The 19,967-nt window shown below is 61.7% G+C and carries 15 protein-coding genes; 7 read left to right on the top strand and 8 right to left on the bottom strand.

Going from position 1 to position 19,967, the window contains the following annotated elements; genetic code table 11:
- Positions 1 to 229: 229 nt before the first annotated feature.
- Positions 230 to 505 carry a hypothetical protein gene (locus ACFPWW_RS01350; RefSeq protein WP_113414507.1) on the bottom strand — a complete coding sequence of 92 codons (276 nt, stop codon included), beginning with the start codon at positions 503 to 505 and terminating at the stop codon, positions 230 to 232.
- A gap of 91 nt (positions 506 to 596) precedes the next feature.
- On the opposite strand from ACFPWW_RS01350, the gene coaD reads away from it, so the two are divergent.
- The 5 genes from coaD (at position 597) to tgt (ending at position 4,513) form a co-directional block, all read left to right on the top strand.
- Complete coding sequence (gene coaD, locus ACFPWW_RS01345) at positions 597 to 1,091, top strand: pantetheine-phosphate adenylyltransferase (protein WP_377309990.1); 495 nt, start codon at positions 597 to 599, stop codon at positions 1,089 to 1,091.
- Between the two features lie 26 nt (positions 1,092 to 1,117).
- Positions 1,118 to 1,690 (top strand): peptidylprolyl isomerase, encoded by a 573-nt coding sequence (locus ACFPWW_RS01340; RefSeq protein ID WP_112567883.1) that lies wholly within the window; start codon positions 1,118 to 1,120, stop codon positions 1,688 to 1,690.
- Positions 1,691 to 1,715: 25 nt separating this feature from the next.
- Complete coding sequence (locus ACFPWW_RS01335) at positions 1,716 to 2,225, top strand: peptidylprolyl isomerase (RefSeq protein ID WP_112754460.1); 510 nt, start codon at positions 1,716 to 1,718, stop codon at positions 2,223 to 2,225.
- A gap of 72 nt (positions 2,226 to 2,297) precedes the next feature.
- On the top strand, positions 2,298 to 3,383 hold the full coding sequence (gene queA, locus ACFPWW_RS01330) for a tRNA preQ1(34) S-adenosylmethionine ribosyltransferase-isomerase QueA (RefSeq protein ID WP_377309988.1): 1,086 nt from the start codon (positions 2,298 to 2,300) through the stop codon (positions 3,381 to 3,383).
- Entirely contained in the window at positions 3,380 to 4,513 is a 1,134-nt protein-coding gene (gene tgt / locus ACFPWW_RS01325) for a tRNA guanosine(34) transglycosylase Tgt (RefSeq protein WP_377309987.1), read from the top strand. Before queA ends, tgt begins: the two co-directional genes overlap by 4 nt.
- A gap of 293 nt (positions 4,514 to 4,806) precedes the next feature.
- On the opposite strand, the gene ACFPWW_RS01320 is transcribed toward tgt, so the two are convergent.
- From ACFPWW_RS01320 to ACFPWW_RS01305, 4 genes are all read right to left on the bottom strand, one after another.
- Positions 4,807 to 5,235: a DUF4864 domain-containing protein gene (locus tag ACFPWW_RS01320; protein ID WP_112567875.1), complete on the bottom strand. Its 429-nt coding sequence runs from the start codon at positions 5,233 to 5,235 to the stop codon at positions 4,807 to 4,809.
- A gap of 62 nt (positions 5,236 to 5,297) precedes the next feature.
- On the bottom strand, positions 5,298 to 6,563 hold the full coding sequence (fabF, locus tag ACFPWW_RS01315; RefSeq protein ID WP_112567873.1) for a beta-ketoacyl-ACP synthase II: 1,266 nt from the start codon (positions 6,561 to 6,563) through the stop codon (positions 5,298 to 5,300).
- Positions 6,564 to 6,676: 113 nt separating this feature from the next.
- Positions 6,677 to 7,183, bottom strand: coding sequence for a winged helix-turn-helix transcriptional regulator (locus tag ACFPWW_RS01310; protein ID WP_112706182.1), 507 nt, complete (start codon positions 7,181 to 7,183; stop codon positions 6,677 to 6,679).
- Between the two features lie 201 nt (positions 7,184 to 7,384).
- Positions 7,385 to 9,733 carry a calcium-binding protein gene (locus ACFPWW_RS01305; protein WP_377309985.1) on the bottom strand — a complete coding sequence of 783 codons (2,349 nt, stop codon included), beginning with the start codon at positions 9,731 to 9,733 and terminating at the stop codon, positions 7,385 to 7,387.
- Between the two features lie 258 nt (positions 9,734 to 9,991).
- On the opposite strand from ACFPWW_RS01305, the gene ACFPWW_RS01300 reads away from it, so the two are divergent.
- Complete coding sequence (locus tag ACFPWW_RS01300; protein WP_377310408.1) at positions 9,992 to 11,695, top strand: type I secretion system permease/ATPase; 1,704 nt, start codon at positions 9,992 to 9,994, stop codon at positions 11,693 to 11,695.
- A complete protein-coding gene (locus tag ACFPWW_RS01295) occupies positions 11,692 to 12,990 on the top strand; it encodes an HlyD family type I secretion periplasmic adaptor subunit (protein ID WP_377309984.1) in 1,299 nt (432 codons plus the stop codon). Before ACFPWW_RS01300 ends, ACFPWW_RS01295 begins: the two co-directional genes overlap by 4 nt.
- 60 nt (positions 12,991 to 13,050) lie before the next feature.
- On the opposite strand, the gene fdhA is transcribed toward ACFPWW_RS01295, so the two are convergent.
- The 3 genes from fdhA to ACFPWW_RS01280 form a co-directional block, all read right to left on the bottom strand.
- Positions 13,051 to 14,241, bottom strand: a complete 1,191-nt coding sequence (fdhA, locus tag ACFPWW_RS01290; RefSeq protein WP_113414503.1) for a formaldehyde dehydrogenase, glutathione-independent — start codon at positions 14,239 to 14,241, stop codon at positions 13,051 to 13,053.
- 278 nt (positions 14,242 to 14,519) lie between these two features.
- Positions 14,520 to 17,369: a M16 family metallopeptidase gene (locus tag ACFPWW_RS01285; RefSeq protein WP_377309983.1), complete on the bottom strand. Its 2,850-nt coding sequence runs from the start codon at positions 17,367 to 17,369 to the stop codon at positions 14,520 to 14,522.
- A gap of 781 nt (positions 17,370 to 18,150) precedes the next feature.
- On the bottom strand, positions 18,151 to 19,758 hold the full coding sequence (locus tag ACFPWW_RS01280) for a winged helix-turn-helix domain-containing protein (protein ID WP_377309981.1): 1,608 nt from the start codon (positions 19,756 to 19,758) through the stop codon (positions 18,151 to 18,153).
- Positions 19,759 to 19,967 lie beyond the last annotated feature (209 nt).

Genomic DNA, 19,967 nt, shown 5'->3' with positions numbered 1-19,967 from the left:
TCATAGAGAGCGACTGTGGCAGTCAGCATGCCTGTAACCATTGCCATCCAAAGCACGTTAATCATGGTGATCTTACCAGGCATCTTCATTCCCTTCCTGCCGCGCTTTCGCATCTCATATGTGTCGATCAAATGAACGCATCCGTCTTTAAATGGTTCCCGCCGGATGTTGACGGGGTGTTTACCAACCGTGTTCTGAAGCGACCTTGAATACCTCGTTCATCTGCCGTTCAGAATTCAAATCGATTAGACCGCATGCGCCCGAGCTGGCGCATGATGGCCGCATGTTCGTTGACCTCGGGACGCACCCAGCCAGGCTGACGCCGATCTGCGAGATAGCCGTAGAAAAGTTCTGCAACCAGCGAGAAAATAACGGCAATTGCAATGAGGATGATCAGCATGATCAAGGTCTTTCCGGGGGAAATGCCACCGGGGCCGGCGGCATCTGTGTTGACGATCCGAATAAAGCAGATCGCATCTGAAGAGGTCTTGAACGCGCCGTTCATTCATCGTTCAGCCGCATCGGCCGGCACGGCTAAATCACTTGCGGGAAACCGGCTTCCATGACAAAAGGCGTGAAACAAACGGCCGGGCCAGATGACGACAGCTTTCTATCCGGGGTCCTTCGACCCGATCACCAACGGACACGTTGACGTGCTGGTCCAGGCGCTCAACGTCGCCGGGAAAGTGATCGTCGCAATCGGCATCCACCCCGGCAAAACCCCGCTCTTCTCCTTTGAGGAAAAGGCAGCGCTCATCCGCGCGTCCCTGGCCGAGGTCTTTCCGGAAAAGAGCGCGGATATCGACGTTGTCTCCTTCGACAATCTCGTGGTCGACGCCGCTCGCGCACATGGCGCAAGCCTCTTGATCCGCGGCCTGCGCGACGGCACCGATCTCGATTACGAAATGCAGATGGCCGGCATGAACCGGCAGATGGCCCCTGATATCCAGACCATTTTTCTGCCGGCAGGCACGGCCTCGCGGCCCATTACCGCCACATTGGTGCGCCAGATCGCAGCCATGGGCGGCGATGTCAGCGCCTTCGTGCCGGCGGCCGTCCTGCAAGCCCTGAAATCCAAGCGCAAAGCCTAGGCGGACCTCGCCTCAACGGAGCTCACATGAAACTCTTCTATCTTGCATTTGCCGGCGTGCTCTATCTCGCCTCCTTCGCGGGCGACGCCTTTGCGCAGGCTGCCGATCACTACATGACCATCCAGTTGAAGAGCGGCCCGGTCGTCATCCAGCTTCTTCCCGATGTGGCGCCGAAGCATGTTGCGCAGATCGAGGCGCTGGTGAAGAAGGGCGAGTATGACAATGTCGCCTTCCACCGCGTCATCCCCGGCTTCATGGCCCAGACCGGCGACGTGAAGTATGGCAACATGGAAAAGAACTTCGACGCGAGCCTGGCCGGCACCGGCGGCTCCGACCTGCCGGACCTTCCGGCGGAATTCTCCAAGACGCCTTTCGTGCGCGGCACGGTCGGCATGGCGCGCGCCCAGGATCCGAACTCCGCCAACTCGCAGTTCTTCATCATGTTCGCCGACGGCTCTTTCCTGAACGGCCAGTACACGGTCGTCGGCAAGGTTGTCTCGGGCATGGAAAACGTCGACAAGATCAAGAAGGGCGAAGGCCAGAACGGCGAAGTCAGCGATCCTGACCGCATGATCAAGGTCACGCTGGGCAAGAACTAAATTCAAGACGAGAAGGAGAACGACAATGGCCGAGATCAAGGATCCGGAAAACACCATCATTCTGGAAACCACCAAGGGCAAGGTTGTCATTCAGCTTCTGCCGCAGGTCGCCCCCGAACATGTCAAGCGCATCAAGGAGCTTTCCCGCGAGAAGGCCTATGACGGCGTCGTCTTCCACCGCGTCATCGCCGACTTCATGGCGCAGACGGGCGACGTGGAGTTCGGCAAGAAGGGCGGCGAGAACTTCAACCCGGGCCGCGCCGGCATGGGCGGCTCTTCCAAGGATGATCTGAAGGCTGAATTCTCGGCAACGCCGCATGTCCGCGGCACCTGCTCGATGGCCCGTTCGCAGAACCCGAACTCGGCCAATTCCCAGTTCTTCATCTGCTTTACCGACGCTCCGTGGCTGAACAAGCAGTATTCCGTCTGGGGCCAGGTCATCGAAGGCATGGAAAACGTCGACAAGATCAAGAAGGGCGAGCCCGTTTCCGATCCGGATTCGATCGTCTCCATGCGGGTTGCCGCCGACGTCTGATTGTGATTTCTGCTGGAACCCGCCCTTGCGCGAAAGCGCGGGGCGGGTTTCGCTTTGCCCGAAAGTGCCTCGATGCGCGTAGACCTCTTCGATTTCGACCTGCCGGATGAACGCATTGCGCTGCGGCCCGCCGAGCCGCGCGACAGCGCGCGCCTGCTCGTCGTCGATCCGAATGGGCAGGCGCAGCTGTCGGATCACCGCGTCTTCGATCTGCCGTCCTTCCTGCGGGCCGGCGACGCACTGGTCTTCAACGATACCAAGGTCATTCCGGCCCAGCTCGAGGGCATCCGCCATCGCGAGGGCGCCGGCGGCCAGCAGGTTTCGGCGACGCTGCACATGCGCGTCGGCGCCAACAAGTGGAAAGCCTTTGCCAAGCCCGGCAAGCGCATCAAGGAGGGCGATCGCATCGCCTTCGGCCACAGCGGCGAAAGCTGCCTGATCGGCGCGCTCGATGCCACCGTCGAGGAGAAGGGCGAGGCAGGCGAGGTGACGCTCGCTTTCGATCTTTCCGGCCCAGCGCTGGACGAGGCGATCGCCCGCGTCGGCCATATCCCGCTGCCGCCCTATATCGCGGCGAAGCGGCCGGAGGATGAGCGCGACCGCGCCGACTACCAGACCATCTACGCACGGGAGGAGGGGGCTGTTGCTGCCCCCACCGCCGGCCTGCATTTCACTCCTGCTCTCTTCGGGGCCCTCGACAGGGCCGGCATCGAACGGCATTTCGTGACGCTGCATGTCGGCGCCGGCACCTTCCTGCCGGTCAAGGCCGACGATACCGACGATCACAAGATGCATCTGGAAAGTGGTTACGTCAGCGCCGAGATCGCCGCGCGGCTGAATGCGGTCAGGCAAAGGGGCGGGCGCATCATCTGCGTCGGCACGACCTCGCTGCGGTTGATCGAAAGCGCCGCCGAAGAAAGCGGCAACATCAGGCCCTGGGCTGGCGCCACCAGCATCTTCATCACGCCGGGCTACCGTTTCAAGGCGGTCGATGTCCTCATGACCAACTTCCACCTGCCGCGCTCGACGCTCTTCATGCTGGTCGCCGCTTTCGCCGGTTTCGAAACCATGCACGCGGCCTATGAACACGCCATTGCGACAGGCTACCGCTTCTATTCCTACGGCGACGCGAGCCTCCTTTTCCGGAAAGACCGATGACGACTGAGAACTTCCAGTTCACCCTGAAGAAGACCGATGGCGCCGCCCGTCTCGGTGAAGTTTCCATGCCGCGCGGTGTCATCCGCACGCCGGCCTTCATGCCGGTCGGCACGGTCGGTACGGTCAAGGCCATGTATCTCGACCAGGTGCGCGACACCGGCGCCGACATCATCCTTGGCAATACCTACCACCTGATGCTGCGTCCGACGGCCGAGCGTGTCGCCCGCCTCGGCGGCCTGCACAAGCTCATCCGCTGGGAACATCCGATCCTGACGGATTCTGGCGGCTTTCAGGTCATGTCGCTTTCCGGCCTGCGCAAGCTCGACGAGCAGGGCGTCACCTTCAAGTCGCATGTCGACGGCAGCCTGCATCACATGTCGCCGGAGCGTTCCATCGAGATCCAGGGCCTGCTCGGCTCCGATATCCAGATGCAGCTCGATGAATGCGTGGCATTGCCGGCCGAGCCGAAGGAAATCGAGCGCGCCATGGAGCTCTCGCTGCGCTGGGCCGAACGCTGCAAGGTCGCTTTCGGCAATCAGCCCGGCAAAGCCATGTTCGGTATCGTCCAGGGCGGCGACGTGCCGGCCCTGCGTGTCCGCTCGGCCGAGGAACTCGCCAAGCTCGACCTCAAGGGCTACGCCGTTGGCGGCCTTGCGGTCGGCGAGCCGCAGAACGTCATGCTGAAAATGCTGGAAGAGACGCTGCCGGTCCTGCCGGGCGAAAAGCCGCGTTACCTGATGGGCGTCGGCACGCCTGACGATATCCTGAAATCCGTTGCCCGCGGCATCGACATGTTCGACTGCGTGATGCCGACCCGTTCGGGCCGTCACGGCCTGGCTTTCACCCGCCGCGGCAAGGTCAATATCCGCAACGCCCGTCATGCGGAGGATATGCGCCCGCTCGACGAACAGTCGAACTGCCCGGCAACGCGCGATTATTCCCGCGCCTATCTCCACCATCTCGTCCGGGCCAACGAGGCGCTCGGCGGCATGCTGCTCTCCTGGCATAACCTGAACTACTATCAGGAACTGATGCAGGGTATCCGCAAGGCGATTGCCGAAGGCCGTTTTGCGGATTTCATGGCCGAGACGATCGAGGAATGGGCAAGGGGCGATATCGAACCGGTGTAAGGATCAGTTCGTCCTCGCGGCGGACGCGACAGGTTTGGCGGTTGGAGTTCCGGGCACAAGCATCGATTTCAACCTCTTGCACAGCGGCTCGTCAACAGCCCAACCCAAAGCTCGAAAAACAGAGACCAACTGGGGCCGTTGAAGGGAAAGAGGCTTTCCACGCCTGTGCTGGGAGTAAACAGGACCGCTTTCAGCGGAAGCTCGGTCAGCTTGAAGACATCCCATCCGTTTTGGAGGGCGTAGCTGGCCAGGCCAACCGGAAGAAAAAGAAGATATGGGGGCCAGACAGCACCTCATATGCCCTTGCTGTCGGCATTGGGCACGATCTGCACGCCGTTGATCTTGAAGCTGCCGTCAGGTTGGCGAGCGACTTGGTAGATTGCCGTCCAGTCCTTGCCGTCGCGGCCTGAAATCAGCACTTCCTGATAGATCATGGCCCCGTCGTCGATCGATCTGCTGCGCCCGAAGGCATAGTTGCCGGGGTGATAAACCGGCTCGTAGCTCTTTTTCACCATGGCGAAGAAGACATTCTTGTCGGGATACATGGCCTTGATGCCGGGCGCGGCGAAGGAATAGGCCGTATCGGCATCGTCCTTGAGGAAGGCCCGGATCTGCGCCTCGATCATCGTCTGCGTCGTCTGGACGGGATCTTCTGCATAGGCGGGCACGCCCGACATCACGGATACGGCACACAGGATCAGCACTGCGAAGAATGCGCGCATGGGATCGCCTCCGGCTATATCCGGACAAGTGTAGGCGATTTTCGGCGCAAGGAAAGAGCCGGTCAGGACCAGCGGCGGAAGAGGGCGCTGGCGTTCACGCCGCCGAAGCCGAAGCCGTTGGTGATCGCGTATTCCATCGCCACCTTGCGGGCCGTGCTGCCGACGAGATCGATGCCCTCTGCCGCCGGATCGGCCGTCTCCAGATTGCGCGTCGGCGGGGCGATCTGGTCGCGCAGCGCAAGGATCGTGAAGATGGCTTCAAGCCCGCCTGCGGCACCCAGGAGATGACCGGTCGCGGATTTGGTGGCGCTGACGGCAATGCCGCCGTCGCGGCCGAAGACCGTACCGATCGCAGCGATCTCACCTTTGTCACCGACCGGTGTCGATGTCGCATGGGCGTTGAGATGCTTGACCTCGGAGACCGGAATCTTCGCCTGCCGCAATGCCGCTTCCATCGCCCGGCGGGCGCCGTCGCCGTCTTCCGGCCCTGCCGTCATGTGATAGGCATCGGCAGCCGTGCCGTAGCCGACCAGTTCGGCAAGCGGCGTCGCGCCGCGAGCCAGCGCGTGCTCAAGCGTTTCGATGACGAGAATGCCGGCCCCTTCGCCCATCACGAAGCCGTCTCGGGCCGTATCGAAGGGACGCGAAGCAAGTTCCGGCCTGTCGTTGAAACCGGTCGAGAGTGCGCGGGCCGCCGCAAAGCCGCCGAGGCTCACCTTGTCGATGCAGGCCTCAGAACCACCGCAGATAGCGACATCCGCCTCGCCGGAGCGGATCAGCCGCGCCGCATCGCCGATCGCCTGAACGCTTGCGGCGCAGGCCGTCACCGGCGCGCCGAGCGGTCCCTTGAAACCATAGCGGATGCTGACCTGACCCGCCGCCAGGTTGACGAGGAAGGACGGCACGGTAAAGGGCGAGAGCCGCCGCACGCCGCGTGTCTCGGCCGTGCGCACCGCATCGGCGATCGCCGGGAAGCCGCCGACGCCGGACGCGATGATCGTCGCGGTCCGCTCGCGCTCATCCACGCCCTCGGGCATCCATCCGGCCTGGCGCACCGCTTCGTCGGTCGCCATCATCGCGAACTGGATGAAGCGGTCCATCTTCTTTTGATCCTTGGGCGAGACCGCGCGGTCGGGATCGAAGCCGGCTCCCGCATCCTCCTCGATCGAGGGAACGACGCCGCCGACCTTTGCAGCAAGGTCGCCGACCACATCCTCCGGCAGCACGCGCAGACCGGAACCGCCCGCGACAAGCCTGTTCCATGCGGTCTCCACGCCGACGCCGAGCGGCGAAACAAGTCCCATGCCGGTGACAACAATGCGTTCCATGGATTCGTCCTTTCTAGAGCAAGTCCAGCATAAATGCGCAGTCGGTTTGCGTTCGGAATTGCGCAAAAACAAAGAGATCGAGCATTTCCGGCACTCCGGGGAAACGAGGTTTTCTAGGCATCGATGCCAAGATAATAAGCGCGCATGCGGGCAATCCGCTCGCGGTCGCTTTCCTCGGCTGCCGGCCCGGGCAGCAGGCAGGTGTTTTCGGGCTTGAGTTCTTCGCCATTGGCCGCATCCACCAGGACAGGCCGGCGTTCCTCACCGGAGGCGGCATTGCCGAGCAGGAAGGCAAGGTCCTCTTGCGGAACGTGCCGGCGTCCCCAGGAAAACAGAGCCATCAGAACAGGGAAGAAATCGCGCCCCTTGGCCGTCAGCACATATTCGTAGCGGGCAGGGCGCTCGCTATAGAGCCGCTTCTCGAACAGCTCCTCCTCGATCAGATGCGCGAGCCGTCGCGTCAGGATATTCGGCGCAATGCCGAGGCTCTTCTGGAATTCGTCGAAACGCGTCAGCCCCTGAAAGGCGTCGCGGAGGATCATCATGCTCCACCAGTCGCCGACGCTGTCGAGCGCGCGCGCGGCCGGGCATTTGAAATTGGCGAAGCTTGTTCGTTGCATGATGCAAGTCACTACAGAAGTCACTTGCATCATGCAAGTCACTTGTCAGCCTTTGTCCCGCTCGAAGATCCGCGCCGGAAGAACGCCGGTTACGAGATCCCCGCGTGGCCGATGGGGCGCATCGACATCGGCATGCGGCAAGAAAAAGGGCTCCGCAAAGGAGCCCCGTGAGGTCCGCCGCTTGAAGACGTCGCGCCGCTTTCAAAGAAACAGGAAGTCGTCGTGATGAAGCGTCGCCAGATTGGTGAGCGTCGCAACCTGAACGGCCGCACCGCGCCCGTTTCCGTCGGCATCGTAGAAGAGTGCGCCGCTGGACTGGTTGTAGATGAGCCTGTCGTTCCCATCCATTGCCTTGATGCCGACAACGAAATTGGCCGATGAGAAGCTGGACGGATCGATCGCTGCGAAGATGTCATGGTCGAGCACGATCTTGTCGCCGGCCGCTGCGGAAAAATCTTCTATCTTGTCGACATTGCTCGCCTTGCTCGGCTTTGTGCTGAATACGAAATAATCCGCCCCGGCGCCGCCGTTCAGGGTGTCTATGCCGCCGCCGCCGATCAGCCGGTCGTTCCCCAGGCCGCCGTAAATGATGTTGGCGCCGCTATTGCCCGTCAGGACGTTGTCCGCATCGTTGCCGGTAGCGCCGAGCGCTGCCGAACCTGACAGCGTCAGATTTTCCACCGTGCCCAACGCATTCGCCAGATTGAAGGAAATGGAGGAGACGACGGTGTCGTTGCCGCCGCCGTTGGTCTCGTCGACGATGTCGCCGGCGGATTCGACCGTATAGGTATCATCCCCCAATCCGCCGGCCATACGATCGGCGCCCTTCATGCCGTTGAGATTGTTGTCCCCTGAATTGCCGGTGAGGATATTGGCTGAGCCGTTGCCGGTCGCATCGATATCGGCCGTGCCGATCAGGATGAGGTTCTCGACGGTCCCGGTCACATGGTCCGTGTCTCCCAGGCTGAGGGAAATGTAGGATTTGATCGTGTCCTTGCCGGAGCCTCCGGCCTCTATGACCATGTCGTCGGCATTGTCGACGATATAGGTGTCGTCACCGGCCTTGCCTGTCATACTGTCCCCGCCAGCGCCGCCATTCAGCACGTTTGCCCCGGAATTGCCGACGAGAATGTTGGCGAGGCCATTGCCGGTGGCGTTGATGCTGGCGCTGCCGGTCAGGGTCAGGTTCTCCACGGCGCCGATCACATGCGCAGGATCCCCGAGGCTGAAACTGATCGACGACATGACGGTATCGGTCCCGCCGCCGCGGCTTTCGTCGACGATGTCGGTCGGCGAGGTGACGGTGAATATATCGTCGCCGGTACCGCCATAAATGTGGCCGGGTTCCTGCGGCGCACCTGCGCCCGCTGCGATGTTGATGATGATCGGATGGTCGACGACATCCACGTTCAGCGAGGAGACGTTGCTGAAGCTCTTGACGGGCGAGCTGCCCGTCAGCGGATCGTAGACCTGCACCGTCCCGAAAGCGCCACCCAGATTGACGTTGACGCTGGTCGTTGCCGCCTGGATCGCCTTGTCGGTCGTCTGGTTCCAGATATCCGGTTCGTTCCAGATGATGATCTGGTAGCTGCCGTCGGATTTCTCCGTCAGGTAGCTTCGCGCCGTCGATGGCAGCCCGCTGATCGAATAGTTGAGCGTTCCCGGATTGAAGGTCGCCTGCGTTGCCCCGTCATCCCCAAGGATTTCCGTCAGATTGTGGATCGCCGTTGCAGCCGGCTTGGGGGAATAATCCAGGCGAAACAGCCCGAAATGCTTTTCCTGGTCGGCGCCTCCCGGATCGGAATAGGCATCGAGAAGCTGATAGATGAACGTCCCTTTCGATCCGAGAAAGGCGCCGTCCATCAGCGTGTTGAGAAGCAGCTTCGCCTGCGTCGTCTCATCGACGCCTTCCCAACCGCCATTTGTATCGGCGGTCAGCGACGTGTGGTAGCCGATTTCGGTGATGGTCAGCGGCTTGCCGGGGTCGGCGCTCATCTGGTCGCCGGATTCGCGCTGGAGCCAGGTGAAGGGCTGGTCGCCCTCCTTCGCATAGGTGTGGATCGTCGTGTAGTCGTTGGAAGAGGCAACCGTGTAACCGGTAAAGCCGAGAACCGGAATGTCCTTCAAAAGCGGATCGGCATTTACCGCGTTGAACAGGTCCTTCTGGTAGGCGAGTGCGGCGGCCTCTCCCGACAGTCCCTTGTAGGAGACGGGCCAGTTGTTGACTTCGTTCGGGCCTTCGATGCCGACGATCGAACCGGGATGCGCCTCCACGAAGGCGTGCAGCCTCTGGACGACGGTGGCAGGAGTATCGTCACGCCCCGAGACGAAGACGAATTTTACGCCGGCATCCGCCGCATCCCCGAGATGGCCCTGGCCATAGGGGTCGGAAGCGGGGGTAGGGGCATGATCGCGAACCGTGTCGAGGCCGAGATAGTCCAGGGCTTCAACAACCTCTGCGATATTGGCGTATTTTCCATCCGTGTAATCGATGTGCGTATCAATTCCGAAGGAGTCGATAACATCATTAATTCTAACAGCTTGGACCATTATTGCGCTCCTCGCCCGGAAGTAGAATTTGCTGCTTTGATGGTATAGTGATTCTCTTCAAAAGCAATTTGACTCTATACAGTGGAATCCGCCAAAGTTATGGTTTGTTAATCATATTGTATTGCTCGCAATATGTTTGCGAAGCGGCGGCTGAATTGCCCTGTACAATCAGCCAGGATGTTCCACGGAGATTCGATATTGAACGGACTTGGCATCTCGCCGGCTCGTCAGGGCGGGAAAGACCTCGCCGCAGAGGCGATGCGACGCAGCCGCGGAGGTTTGATTGCCGTCGCCGTTGCAAGTGCCCTGGTCAATTTGCTTTATCTGACCAGTTCCTTCTTCATGCTGCAGGTCTACGACCGCATCATACCGAGCCGCAGCATCCCGTCGTTGATTGCGCTCGCTCTTCTGGCATTGCTGCTTTATGCCTTCCAGGGCGCTTTCGATCTTGTGCGCGGGCGCATCCTGGTGCGCATATCCGGTGTCTTCGACGAGGTGATGAGCCGCCGTGTGTTCAAGGCGACGCTCAAGGGCAGGGCGGCGGGCGATGGCCTCTCCCTGCTGCGCGATTTCGATCAGGTTCGCAGCTTTCTTTCCAGCTCCGGCCCATCAGCCTTTTTCGATCTGCCCTGGGTGCCGCTTTATGTCGGCATCTGCTTCCTGTTCCATCCCATCATCGGCATCATTGCCATTTGCGGCGCGCTGATCCTGATGGTGCTGACCTATCTGACGAACAGAAGTTCGCAGGCTTCAACCAGGAGGGTCCATGAACTCGCGACCGAAAGAAACGCGCTCGCAAGTGCGGCGCAGCGCAATGCGGAAGTGGTCCAGGCCATGGGCATGGCTGACGAACTCGCCGACAGCTGGTCGGCACGCAACGATGCCTATCGCGAGGTGCAAGGCAGCAATGCCGATACGGTCAACGGCTACGCGATCGTCTCGAAGATCTTCCGCATGGCGCTGCAATCGGGCGTGCTTGCCGCCGGTGCCGTGCTGGTTATCGAAAACATGGCTTCGGGCGGCATCATCATTGCCGCTTCCATCCTGACATCGCGGGCGCTGGCACCGGTCGAGCAGGCGATCGCCAATTGGAAGGGTTTCGTCGCGGCCCAGCAATCCTGGAGCCGGCTGCGCCAGATGCTGGCCCTGTTGCCCGAAACGGTTTCGCCGCTGGCGTTGCCGGCACCCTCCCATGAGCTTTCCGTCGAGGCGGTCTCAAGTGGCCCACCCGGCAGGCAGGAACTCATCGTCCAGGGGGTCAGTTTCACGCTGGCGGCAGGCAGCGCGCTCGGCATCATCGGCCCGAGCGCTTCGGGAAAATCCTCGCTGGTGCGCGCCATCGTGGGCCTCTGGCCCGTGCATCGCGGTTCGGTGCGCATCGACGGCGCAGCGCTCGGCCAGTGGGATGACGCCGCGCTCGGGCGCCATATCGGCTACCTGCCGCAGGATGTGGAACTCTTTGCCGGCACCGTCGCGCAGAACATTGCGCGTTTTCGCAGGGATGCGAAGGCAGAGGAAATTATCGCGGCAGCGCGCAATGCCGGCGTTCACGATCTCATCCTGCGGCTCCCCAAAGGCTATGAGACCGAAATAGGGCCTGATGGTTCCATGCTTTCCGCCGGCCAGCGTCAGCGCATCGCGCTTGCCCGCGCGCTCTACCGCGATCCCTTCCTCGTCGTGCTCGACGAGCCGAATTCCAACCTGGATATCGACGGCGAGATGGCATTGGCGGGTGCGATAGCGGGCATTCGCCAGCGGGCCGGCATCGTCATCGTCGTCGCCCATCGTCCAAGCACGCTTTCGAGCGTCGATCTCGTCCTGGCGATGCGCGACGGGCAGGCGCTGGCTTTCGGCCCGAAGGATCTGGTACTTGCCAAGGTCGTCCGCACCGACAATCTGACCGAACAGCCAAGACATGCGGCATTGAAGGTGGTTGGCGACGAAACGGAGCAGGGCAGATGACGATGCAGTCGCAACGCTCGCTGAACCGCCATATCCTGTCCGTCTGGGTCCTGTCCGTCGCCCTTGTCGGCGGCATGGGAGGCTGGGCCGCTTCGACCGCGCTGTCCAATGCCGTCGTCGGGCAGGGGACTGTGATCATCGACCAGAACGTGAAGAAGATCCAGCATCTGACGGGAGGCATCGTCTCGGAACTGATGGCGCGGGAAGGGGCGCATGTGCAGGCCGGTGACGTCCTCCTGCGTCTCGACAGCGCCTCGGTAAAGGCCAATCTCGCCATCATCGACAGCAATCTTGCCCAGCTTCATGTGCGGCGCGCGCGCCTGCAGGCCGAACGCGTCGGCGCGACGGAATTTTCCACCGACGACCTTGCTGCGGATGGCATCGATATCGCCGCCAACAGGAACCTCGTCGACGGCGAGCTCCAGCTCTTCAACGCTCGCCAGTCGTCGCTGCTCGGCATGCGCAGGCAGCTGGAAGAGCGCAAGGCGCAGCTAGCCGAGGAGATACAGGGCGATACGCTGCAACTCGCATCGATCGATGAGGCGATCCGGCTCGTCGATCAGGAATATGATGCCGCAAGCAAGCTCTATGACCAGCAGATCGTCACCATGCAGCGGGTCAACAGCCTCAAGCGCCAGCGTGTCGAGCTCGACGGAAACCGCGGCGAGCGCCTTTCGGCCCGTGCGCAGGCCGAAGGCAAGATCGCCGAGATCAACCTGCAGATCCTGCAGCTCGACGAGGATCGAAGGACGGAGAATTCCAAGGATCTGACCGATGTCGAGGCCAAGATTTCGGAGCTGCAGGAGCGCCGCATCGCAGCCGTCGATCAGCTGAACCGGCTGGAGCTGCGCGCCCCGATGAGCGGGCGCATCTATCAGCTCACCGTCCACACTGTCGGCGGCGTCGTCAATCCCGGCGAGGTTTTGATGCTGCTGGCGCCGGATCAGCGCGACCTGACCATCGAAGCCAAGATCGCCACGCGCGATATCGACCAGCTTACGCTCGGCCAGAAGGTCGATATCCGCTTCAGCGCCTTCGACCAGCGCACCACGCCGGAAGTGCAGGGCGATGTCGTATCGATTTCGCCCGATGTCGTGACCGAGCAGCGCAGCGGCCTGGACTATTATTCTGTGCGCATCAAGCCGGAACCGGCAAGCCTGGAGAAGCTCACCGACATGGCGCTCTATCCCGGCATGCCGGCCGAGGTCTTCATCAAGGTCGCGGACCGCTCCGTCATCTCCTACATGACGAAGCCGCTGATGGACCAGATCAGCCATACGTTCCGCGAGCAGTAGCTGGCCGGCCCCGAAGGGCAGGGAGTGCCGGGACGGCTTCGCCCCGGCGCATCCTGTCGCTCATGCCGCCCTGGCGATTGCGCCATGCGGGTCGAGAACGAATTTCGTCGCCGCACCCTGGTCGAAGCTTTCATAGCCCTGTGCGGCGTCTTCCAGCGAAATCACCTTCGCGTTGACGATGTCGGCGATCGGCAGGCGATCGTGCAGGATCGCCTGCATCAGCTGCCGGTTATATTTGAGCACCGGCGTCTGGCCGGTGTGGAAGGATTGAGCCTTGGCCCAGCCGAGACCGAAACGCAGCGACAGGCTGCCGTGTTTTGCGGCATCGTCCACCGCGCCCGGATCTTCCGTGACATAGAGGCCGGGAATGCCGATGGAGCCGGCGGCGCGGGTAATTTCCATCATCTGGTTCAGCACGATCGCCGGCTGCTCGCCGCCGGAATGTCCTCGCGCTTCGAAGCCGACGGCATCGATGGCGCTGTCCACTTCATTGGTACCGACCACCTGCGCGATCATGTCTCCGAGCCGGTCGCTCTTTGAGAGATCGATGGCTTCGAAGCCGACCCGGCTCGCATGGGCGAGGCGGTCCTTGTTGAAGTCGCCGATCATGACGACGGCCGCACCGAGGATGCGCGCGGAGGCGGCCGCTGCGAGCCCGACCGGACCGGCGCCCGCGACATAGACCGTCGAACCGACGCCGACGCCGGCGCGCACCGCGCCGTGGAAGCCGGTCGGAAGGATATCGGACAGCATGGTGAGGTCGCGGATCTTGGCCATCGCCTTGTCGCGGTCCGGAAATTTCAGGAGGTTGAAATCGGCGTAGGGGACCATGACGTAACGCGCCTGGCCGCCGATCCACCCGCCCATGTCGACATAGCCGTAGGCGCCGCCGGCGCGTGACGGGTTGACCGTCAGGCAGACGCCGGTGTCCTGCGATTTGCAGCAGCGGCAGCGCCCGCAGGCCACATTGAAGGGCACGGACACGATATCTCCGACGTCGAGCATTTCGACATCGATGCCTTTTTCGATGATTTCACCGGTGATTTCATGTCCGAGCACAAGGCCGGGCATGGCTGTCGTGCGGCCCCGCACCATGTGCTGATCCGAGCCGCAGATATTGGTGGAGATGACCTTCAGGATAACGCCATGTTCGATGCGGCGGCCATCCGGCGCTTCGAGTTTCGGATCGTCAATGTCGCGGACTTCCACTTTTCCGGGCCGCAAATAGACGACGCCACGGTTCTTGCTCATTTCCGTCTCCTCCGTTGAAGTCAGGGCAACGCACGAGCAGCTCCTCCCGCTGCGGTTGCCTGTCACAGAGTAGACCAGAAAGATCGATGCGCCGTCCCGAAAGCGACGCTTTGCCGGCGGAAACCAGCAAAACCGGGCCAGGCGCCGGACGCATGATGCGATCCGGCCACTCGCCCGGCGGACGCGGGGCAGGCGGCTTTTCCCCGGCAGGCGGGGTGCGTTTTGCCGGGGCGCCGCGTTGGCGCCGGCACGGCTTCCGCTTCAGCTGCAGTGAGGGCCTATCTTACCGCCGCCGGCAATACTTCGAATTTCCAGAACTTGTCCGGCTGGAAATAAGTCGTGGCGAACCGGCGAATATCCTCGGCGGTGACTTTCTCGTAGCCGCTGAGATTGTTGCGTATTCGATCCAGGCGGCGAGGGTCCGTCTGAGCGCCGTTCAGATACTGTACCCAATATTCGTTGCCTTGCTGCTGGTGCCTCAGCGTCTCGACAATCGGCGCGCGGGCGCGCACCAGTTCGTCCGGCGACACATCGTTTGACCTGAGATCGGCGGCGATCCTGTCCACGAGCGCATAGAAATTTTCGACCTTGCCCGGTGTCGTCTCGACATAGAGATAGGCGTAGCCATAGCCGGGAATGTCCCATGACAGGTCCATTGCGGCCTGCGGACTGTAGGTTGCGCCTTCCGCGATGCGGAACTGTTCGATCAGCCTGTTTTCGAAGATCTGGCCGGCAACATTCGCGACAAAGCCCCGCTGCATGTCTGAAAGCATATCCCCGACGGGAACGGCCACGATCGCTGCGGCATTGTCGGACCGGCCGTTATGGGTCCGCAGGACCGGCTTTTCGGCAGGGACGGGAAAATGCACGTCGTTTGCCATACCGCCTGGCGCCGTGTCCGGTCGGGCCGGCAAAGCGCCGAAGGTTTCGGCCGTCAGGCGGATCGCATCGTCAATCCCTATATCGCCGACGATGGTGATATCGATCGGACCGGTGGAGACGTGGGGCCGGAACAGTGCTTCGAAATCTTCAAGCCTTGTGGCGGACAATTGTGCGCGGTCAGGGAAGGTCCAGCGTGGATCGCCGGAATGCACGAGGCCGGCGAAATCGCGGCTGATGACGGCCCCCGGCGTCGCATCATACTGATCGAGATTGTTCAAATACGCTTGCTGGACGCGCTTGAAAACCTCCGGTCGATAGGTGGGATCGGAAGTGTAGGCGGCCATGATCTGCAATTGGGTCGCAAGATCCCCCGTCTGTGTCTGGCCGGTGAATTGAAAGGAGCTGTCGCCCACGGAAAAGTCGATGCCGGCGATCTTGGCGGCCAGCGCCTTCTGCAGATCCGGATAGTCCATGGCCCTGGTGCCTGACAGGACGACAGCCGGCGATGCCCAGATCGCCAGGGGATGGTCGTTCGGCAGGCCCAGCCGGCCGTGACCGATATCCTCGCGCACCAGCACCTCGTTTGCGCGCAGCTTGGTCGGCTTGATGGTGAGCCGCACGCCGTTGGCAAAGCGCACCATCGTCAGGCCGAGATCCTCCACGGCCTTGCGTTCGACGACAGCGCCGGGCTCGCCGAAATGCGTATAGGGCCAGACGACGGCTGCCGCGGAGGAGGGCGCCGTGACGGGAACGGCACGGGAGGCGTCATAGACCTGCCGCAGGTCATTTGCGCCACCCTTTGGCGCCTGTGCGGTCTGCAGCACGAGTTGTGGGCCGTTGCCGGAAAAGAGACGAGCCAGCGTCTGGTTGACCTCGGCCGCCGTCAGCCCATTCACGATGTTTTCGAACATCGACAGGTCTTCGGCAGGTGAGGTGAAGACCTGGTTGTCATCGACGCTGTTGGCCAGCAGCGAAGCGATATCGGTGCTGGTGCGCGTCTGAGCACCCGCGGCAGCGGCCTCGAGCAGCGAGCGATATTCCGTGATTTCGCGATCGACCTCTGTCTGGTCGGCTCCGAACTGCTGGAAGCGGCGCTGCTCCTGGTCGATGGCCGCAAGGGCCGCCTGCCACTTGTCCGCCTCGGAATTTGCCATGACGACGACCAGATGGGCAGAATCGAAAAGATCCTGCGATCCGACGGTGGCGCTGAGGAAAGGCGCATTGGCCCTGTTGGACATGGCGCCCAGCCGACGCTTGAGAACCAGAAGTCCAAGATCTTCGATCAGCTGCTGGCGGCGCTTGGCGAACGTGTCGGGAGAGGCGTCGTAGGGGCGCGTCCAGGCGATCTTTACATTCGTGGTGCCGCCGGGGACCGTAATGATCTCGGCACTTTCGCTTTTCGGCCGGAGCGTGCCGAGATCGGGTTCAGGCGGGGCAGGGGTGGTGGCCTTCCAGTCGCCAAAGCGTTGCCGGATCTGGGTTTCGATCGTGTCGGGATCGACATCGCCCACGACGATCAGCGTTGCGCGCTCGGGCCGGTAGTTGGCCCGGTAGTAGTCGCGCAGCAGATCGACAGGTGCGTTGCTGATGATGTCGACCTTGCCGATGGGAGCCCGCTCGCTCACGCGCTGGCCGGCGAGCAGGGAGTTCGTGACGCCGATTGCGGCGCGATATTGCGGCGTGTCGCGCAGTCGTTCTTCCGACAGGATGACGCCGCGCTCTCGATCGAAAGCGCCGGCATCGAGCGTCAGTTCGCTCGCCGTTTCGCGCATCAGCATCAGTCCGGTCGCGAGCGTGTCCGCATCGACTTCGGGCAGGTCGAGCGCATAGACGGTCTCGTCGTAAGAAGTGTTGGCATTGGTATCTGGCCCAAAGGCCAGGCCCTTGCGCTGCAGGATGCGGATCATCTCGTCGCCGGCGACATGCGTCGAGCCCTTGAAGGCCATATGTTCGAGGAAATGCGCAAGTCCCTGCTGATCGTCCCGCTCGTCGAGCGAGCCGGCGCCGATCCGAAAGCGGATGGCCGCCTGTCCCGGCGGCGTGGCATTGCGCATGATCGCAAACCGCATGCCGTTTTCGAGCGTACCGAAACGGATGCCGGGTTCCGCCTGCAGGTCGCTTTGCGTCTGGGGCCAGGGTACGGACGGATTTTCCGCAAAGGCCGGCGGACCCGATGCGAAGAGCGCGGCAAGCGCTGCCGCCAGGAGTTTCGAAAGGATAGGGAAGTTCATATATTTGAGGGGCATTTTGTCCTGGCGCGGCCATTGGGAGGTGTGTGACATCGGCCGGACTATCAGGCAGGTCGCGACTCGCATCAACGTCTATTTTCCGTCACGGATAAGAGTTGAAAGGCGCGCTTGCCTGCAGATTGGGCAATTCAAGGAAGGGTCCGCTTGTATTTCGCCCGTAGTTCCGCCCCGCGAAATATGCGGGGCGGCACCTGGTCGGTTCAAGGACATCCAGGCAGGGGCGCGGAAGCTACAGGGGAATTCCGCCGACGCCGGTGCTGGGCGGGCCGCTCGGGGCCGACGGAGCGGTTGAATTGGACGGGCGGACCGCGCTCGAGCTCCCATTTGCTTCGCTTGGTGAAAATTTGGAAAGATTATCAAGGAGCTCCTGGTTTTCCTGCTGTTCTTTCGCCAATTCTCTCCCGTCACTGATGAGTGTGCACCCCTGGAGGAGGCTCGCTGCGATTGACAGCGCTGCCGGAAGCAAGAGTAGGTATTTGATACGGCCGACTTGAATTGGCATGTGAATAGGGTCCCTCAGCAAAAAATCTGCGCGCGGTTTTCTTTGACGCGTCGCGCTCGTGATGGTTTCAGCCAGTTATTGCCCTCTGTCTCCGCCTTCTGGAGGGATTGGATCTTCAGATCGGCAACAGCGGTCGTGGCTATCAGGCAATTGTTTGCCCAATATTTGAGAATTGAAAAAACCGGTCTCGTGATTGGTTTGAGCAGGCCGAGCGGCAGCGCCTGCCGCCAGAGCGTTCTCTGGTGGCCTGGCCGCGTGCACCATTGGCAGCGATGTTCAGGCTGACGCGAGGGAGCCTATGCTGCTAAGCACGAAGTCAGGCACGACCTTCTGGCCGTACAGTCGCGACAGATGCGCAATCATGTTGCGCATGATGTTTGCACGCCCTTCCTCCGATCTGACATGGCGCGTGGACGTAAAGTAGAGATACTCTATCGCCCTTGTCGCGCGATGGGAGCCGAGTTCAGCGGCAGCACGCGCTGATACGTTCGGTAAAGCCTGGTCCGGCTGAACGGCCAGCCAGCCGATCATCAGGGCGATCTCCGGCGGGCAATCCGTACCGAGGTTGCTCATATCGGTGGCCTGGGCTGCCGAAGGCGCGTTCTGGCCCGCGGCGAGCAGCGCGATATATTTCAGGACCCTCATATGGCGGTGGAATTCCGAGCCCGGTTCGGCCGCCCGGATGCCCTGATTGAAGAAACCGACAGCTTCGTCGAAATGACCGCGCGCAAACCGGAGCTGCCCGAGAATGGGCAGGGCGGCAGTGAAATCCTGGATCCGGGTGAGGGCGCGCTCGACGATTTCCTCGGCGAGTTCAAGATGGCCGCGGTTGATGAAATAGAGGAGCTTGGCGGCTCCCAGCATCAGCAGGGGTTTGTCCTCTATTTCTGGCAGGCACTCCAGCACGGTGGTTTCGATCTCGCCTTCTGTGCGATCGCGTTCCGCAAGGTCTATGCCTTCGAACGGACTGGTAAGCACAAGGCGTGCAAAGAGGTGCAAACCCCACTGGATCGCGGCGTCCGCATCGAGAGGATCCTGCTCGCGGCCTTTGGCAAGCTGTTCGCCGCTTGCCAGCCATTTCGGATTTGAGACGGACAACAGCGTGGAAGCGCTTCGGTGCCGAACTTCAGGTGGTTCATCCGTGGGGACGCCAAGCCCGTCCGAAGCCTCTTTGAGGGCCTGTTGCAGCACGCTGACAACGCCTTCGGAGACGCGCGACGCCTCGTTTGCAAAGGACCCGTCGTCGGCAGAATCGAGATGCAGGCGAAACGCTTTGACGATGCGCTTCGACGGCATTTCCCGCAAAGTGGCCGCGCAGTTGATGCGTCCGGCATCAGCGTGAAAACTCACCTGCAGAAAATAGCGCAACTTGTCATAGGCCGCGAGAAGATGCCGCTCGAGGACAACGACCTTGTGGCCGGCGCCGATACCGGCGGCAATCATCTCCTGAAGCTTGCCCATCAGGGACAGGCTCTGCTGACGCAGCGGGTGGCTCTGGAGCTCGAAGGTCGGACCGATGATGAGGAAGGCATCGATCGGATCGGTCCGGGACGGAGTCGCGATCCAGACATAGCCCTCGCCATATTGCGTTGCAATGAAACTGGGTGACTTCGCGTTGTCGCCGAGCTTCAAGCGCAGCCTGTTGACCAGAAAATCGATATTGCGGTCGGATGGATCGGAGCCCGGTTGAGCGATCTCATCCAGCAGGCGGCTGCGGGTCATGAGGCGCCGCGGATTGCCGGTGAAGGCCAGAAGAAGGGCGCGTTCGTTTCTGGTGAATTGCAGTGTCTGCCCGTTGCGATGCACGAACATGCACGCCTCGTCTATGATCACATCTCCAAAATGGAGGTTTTTTGCCTTGGCTGAATCCGCAAATGCAATCATCTCAATTCCAACGCCTGACGGGCGCCGCAGCCAATGAGACGCTAAGCGACCGACGCCCAAACCCGACTGCGCGTGCTTATAAGATCAGTATGCGTAAAACAATATACGTCGTTTGACAGAAGCGATCGGCGCTCACAGCTTTCGACGACGTGGAGCCGGGATGCCATCCCGTCAATCGGCGAGGGTGCGCTGCAGATCGCGCTCGCTCA

Source organism: Rhizobium sp. GCM10022189 (assembly GCF_042656325.1).
Lineage (GTDB): Bacteria > Pseudomonadota > Alphaproteobacteria > Rhizobiales > Rhizobiaceae > Rhizobium.
Note: the sequence above shows the minus strand (reverse complement) of the source record. Positions and strands in the feature narration are given on the sequence as shown.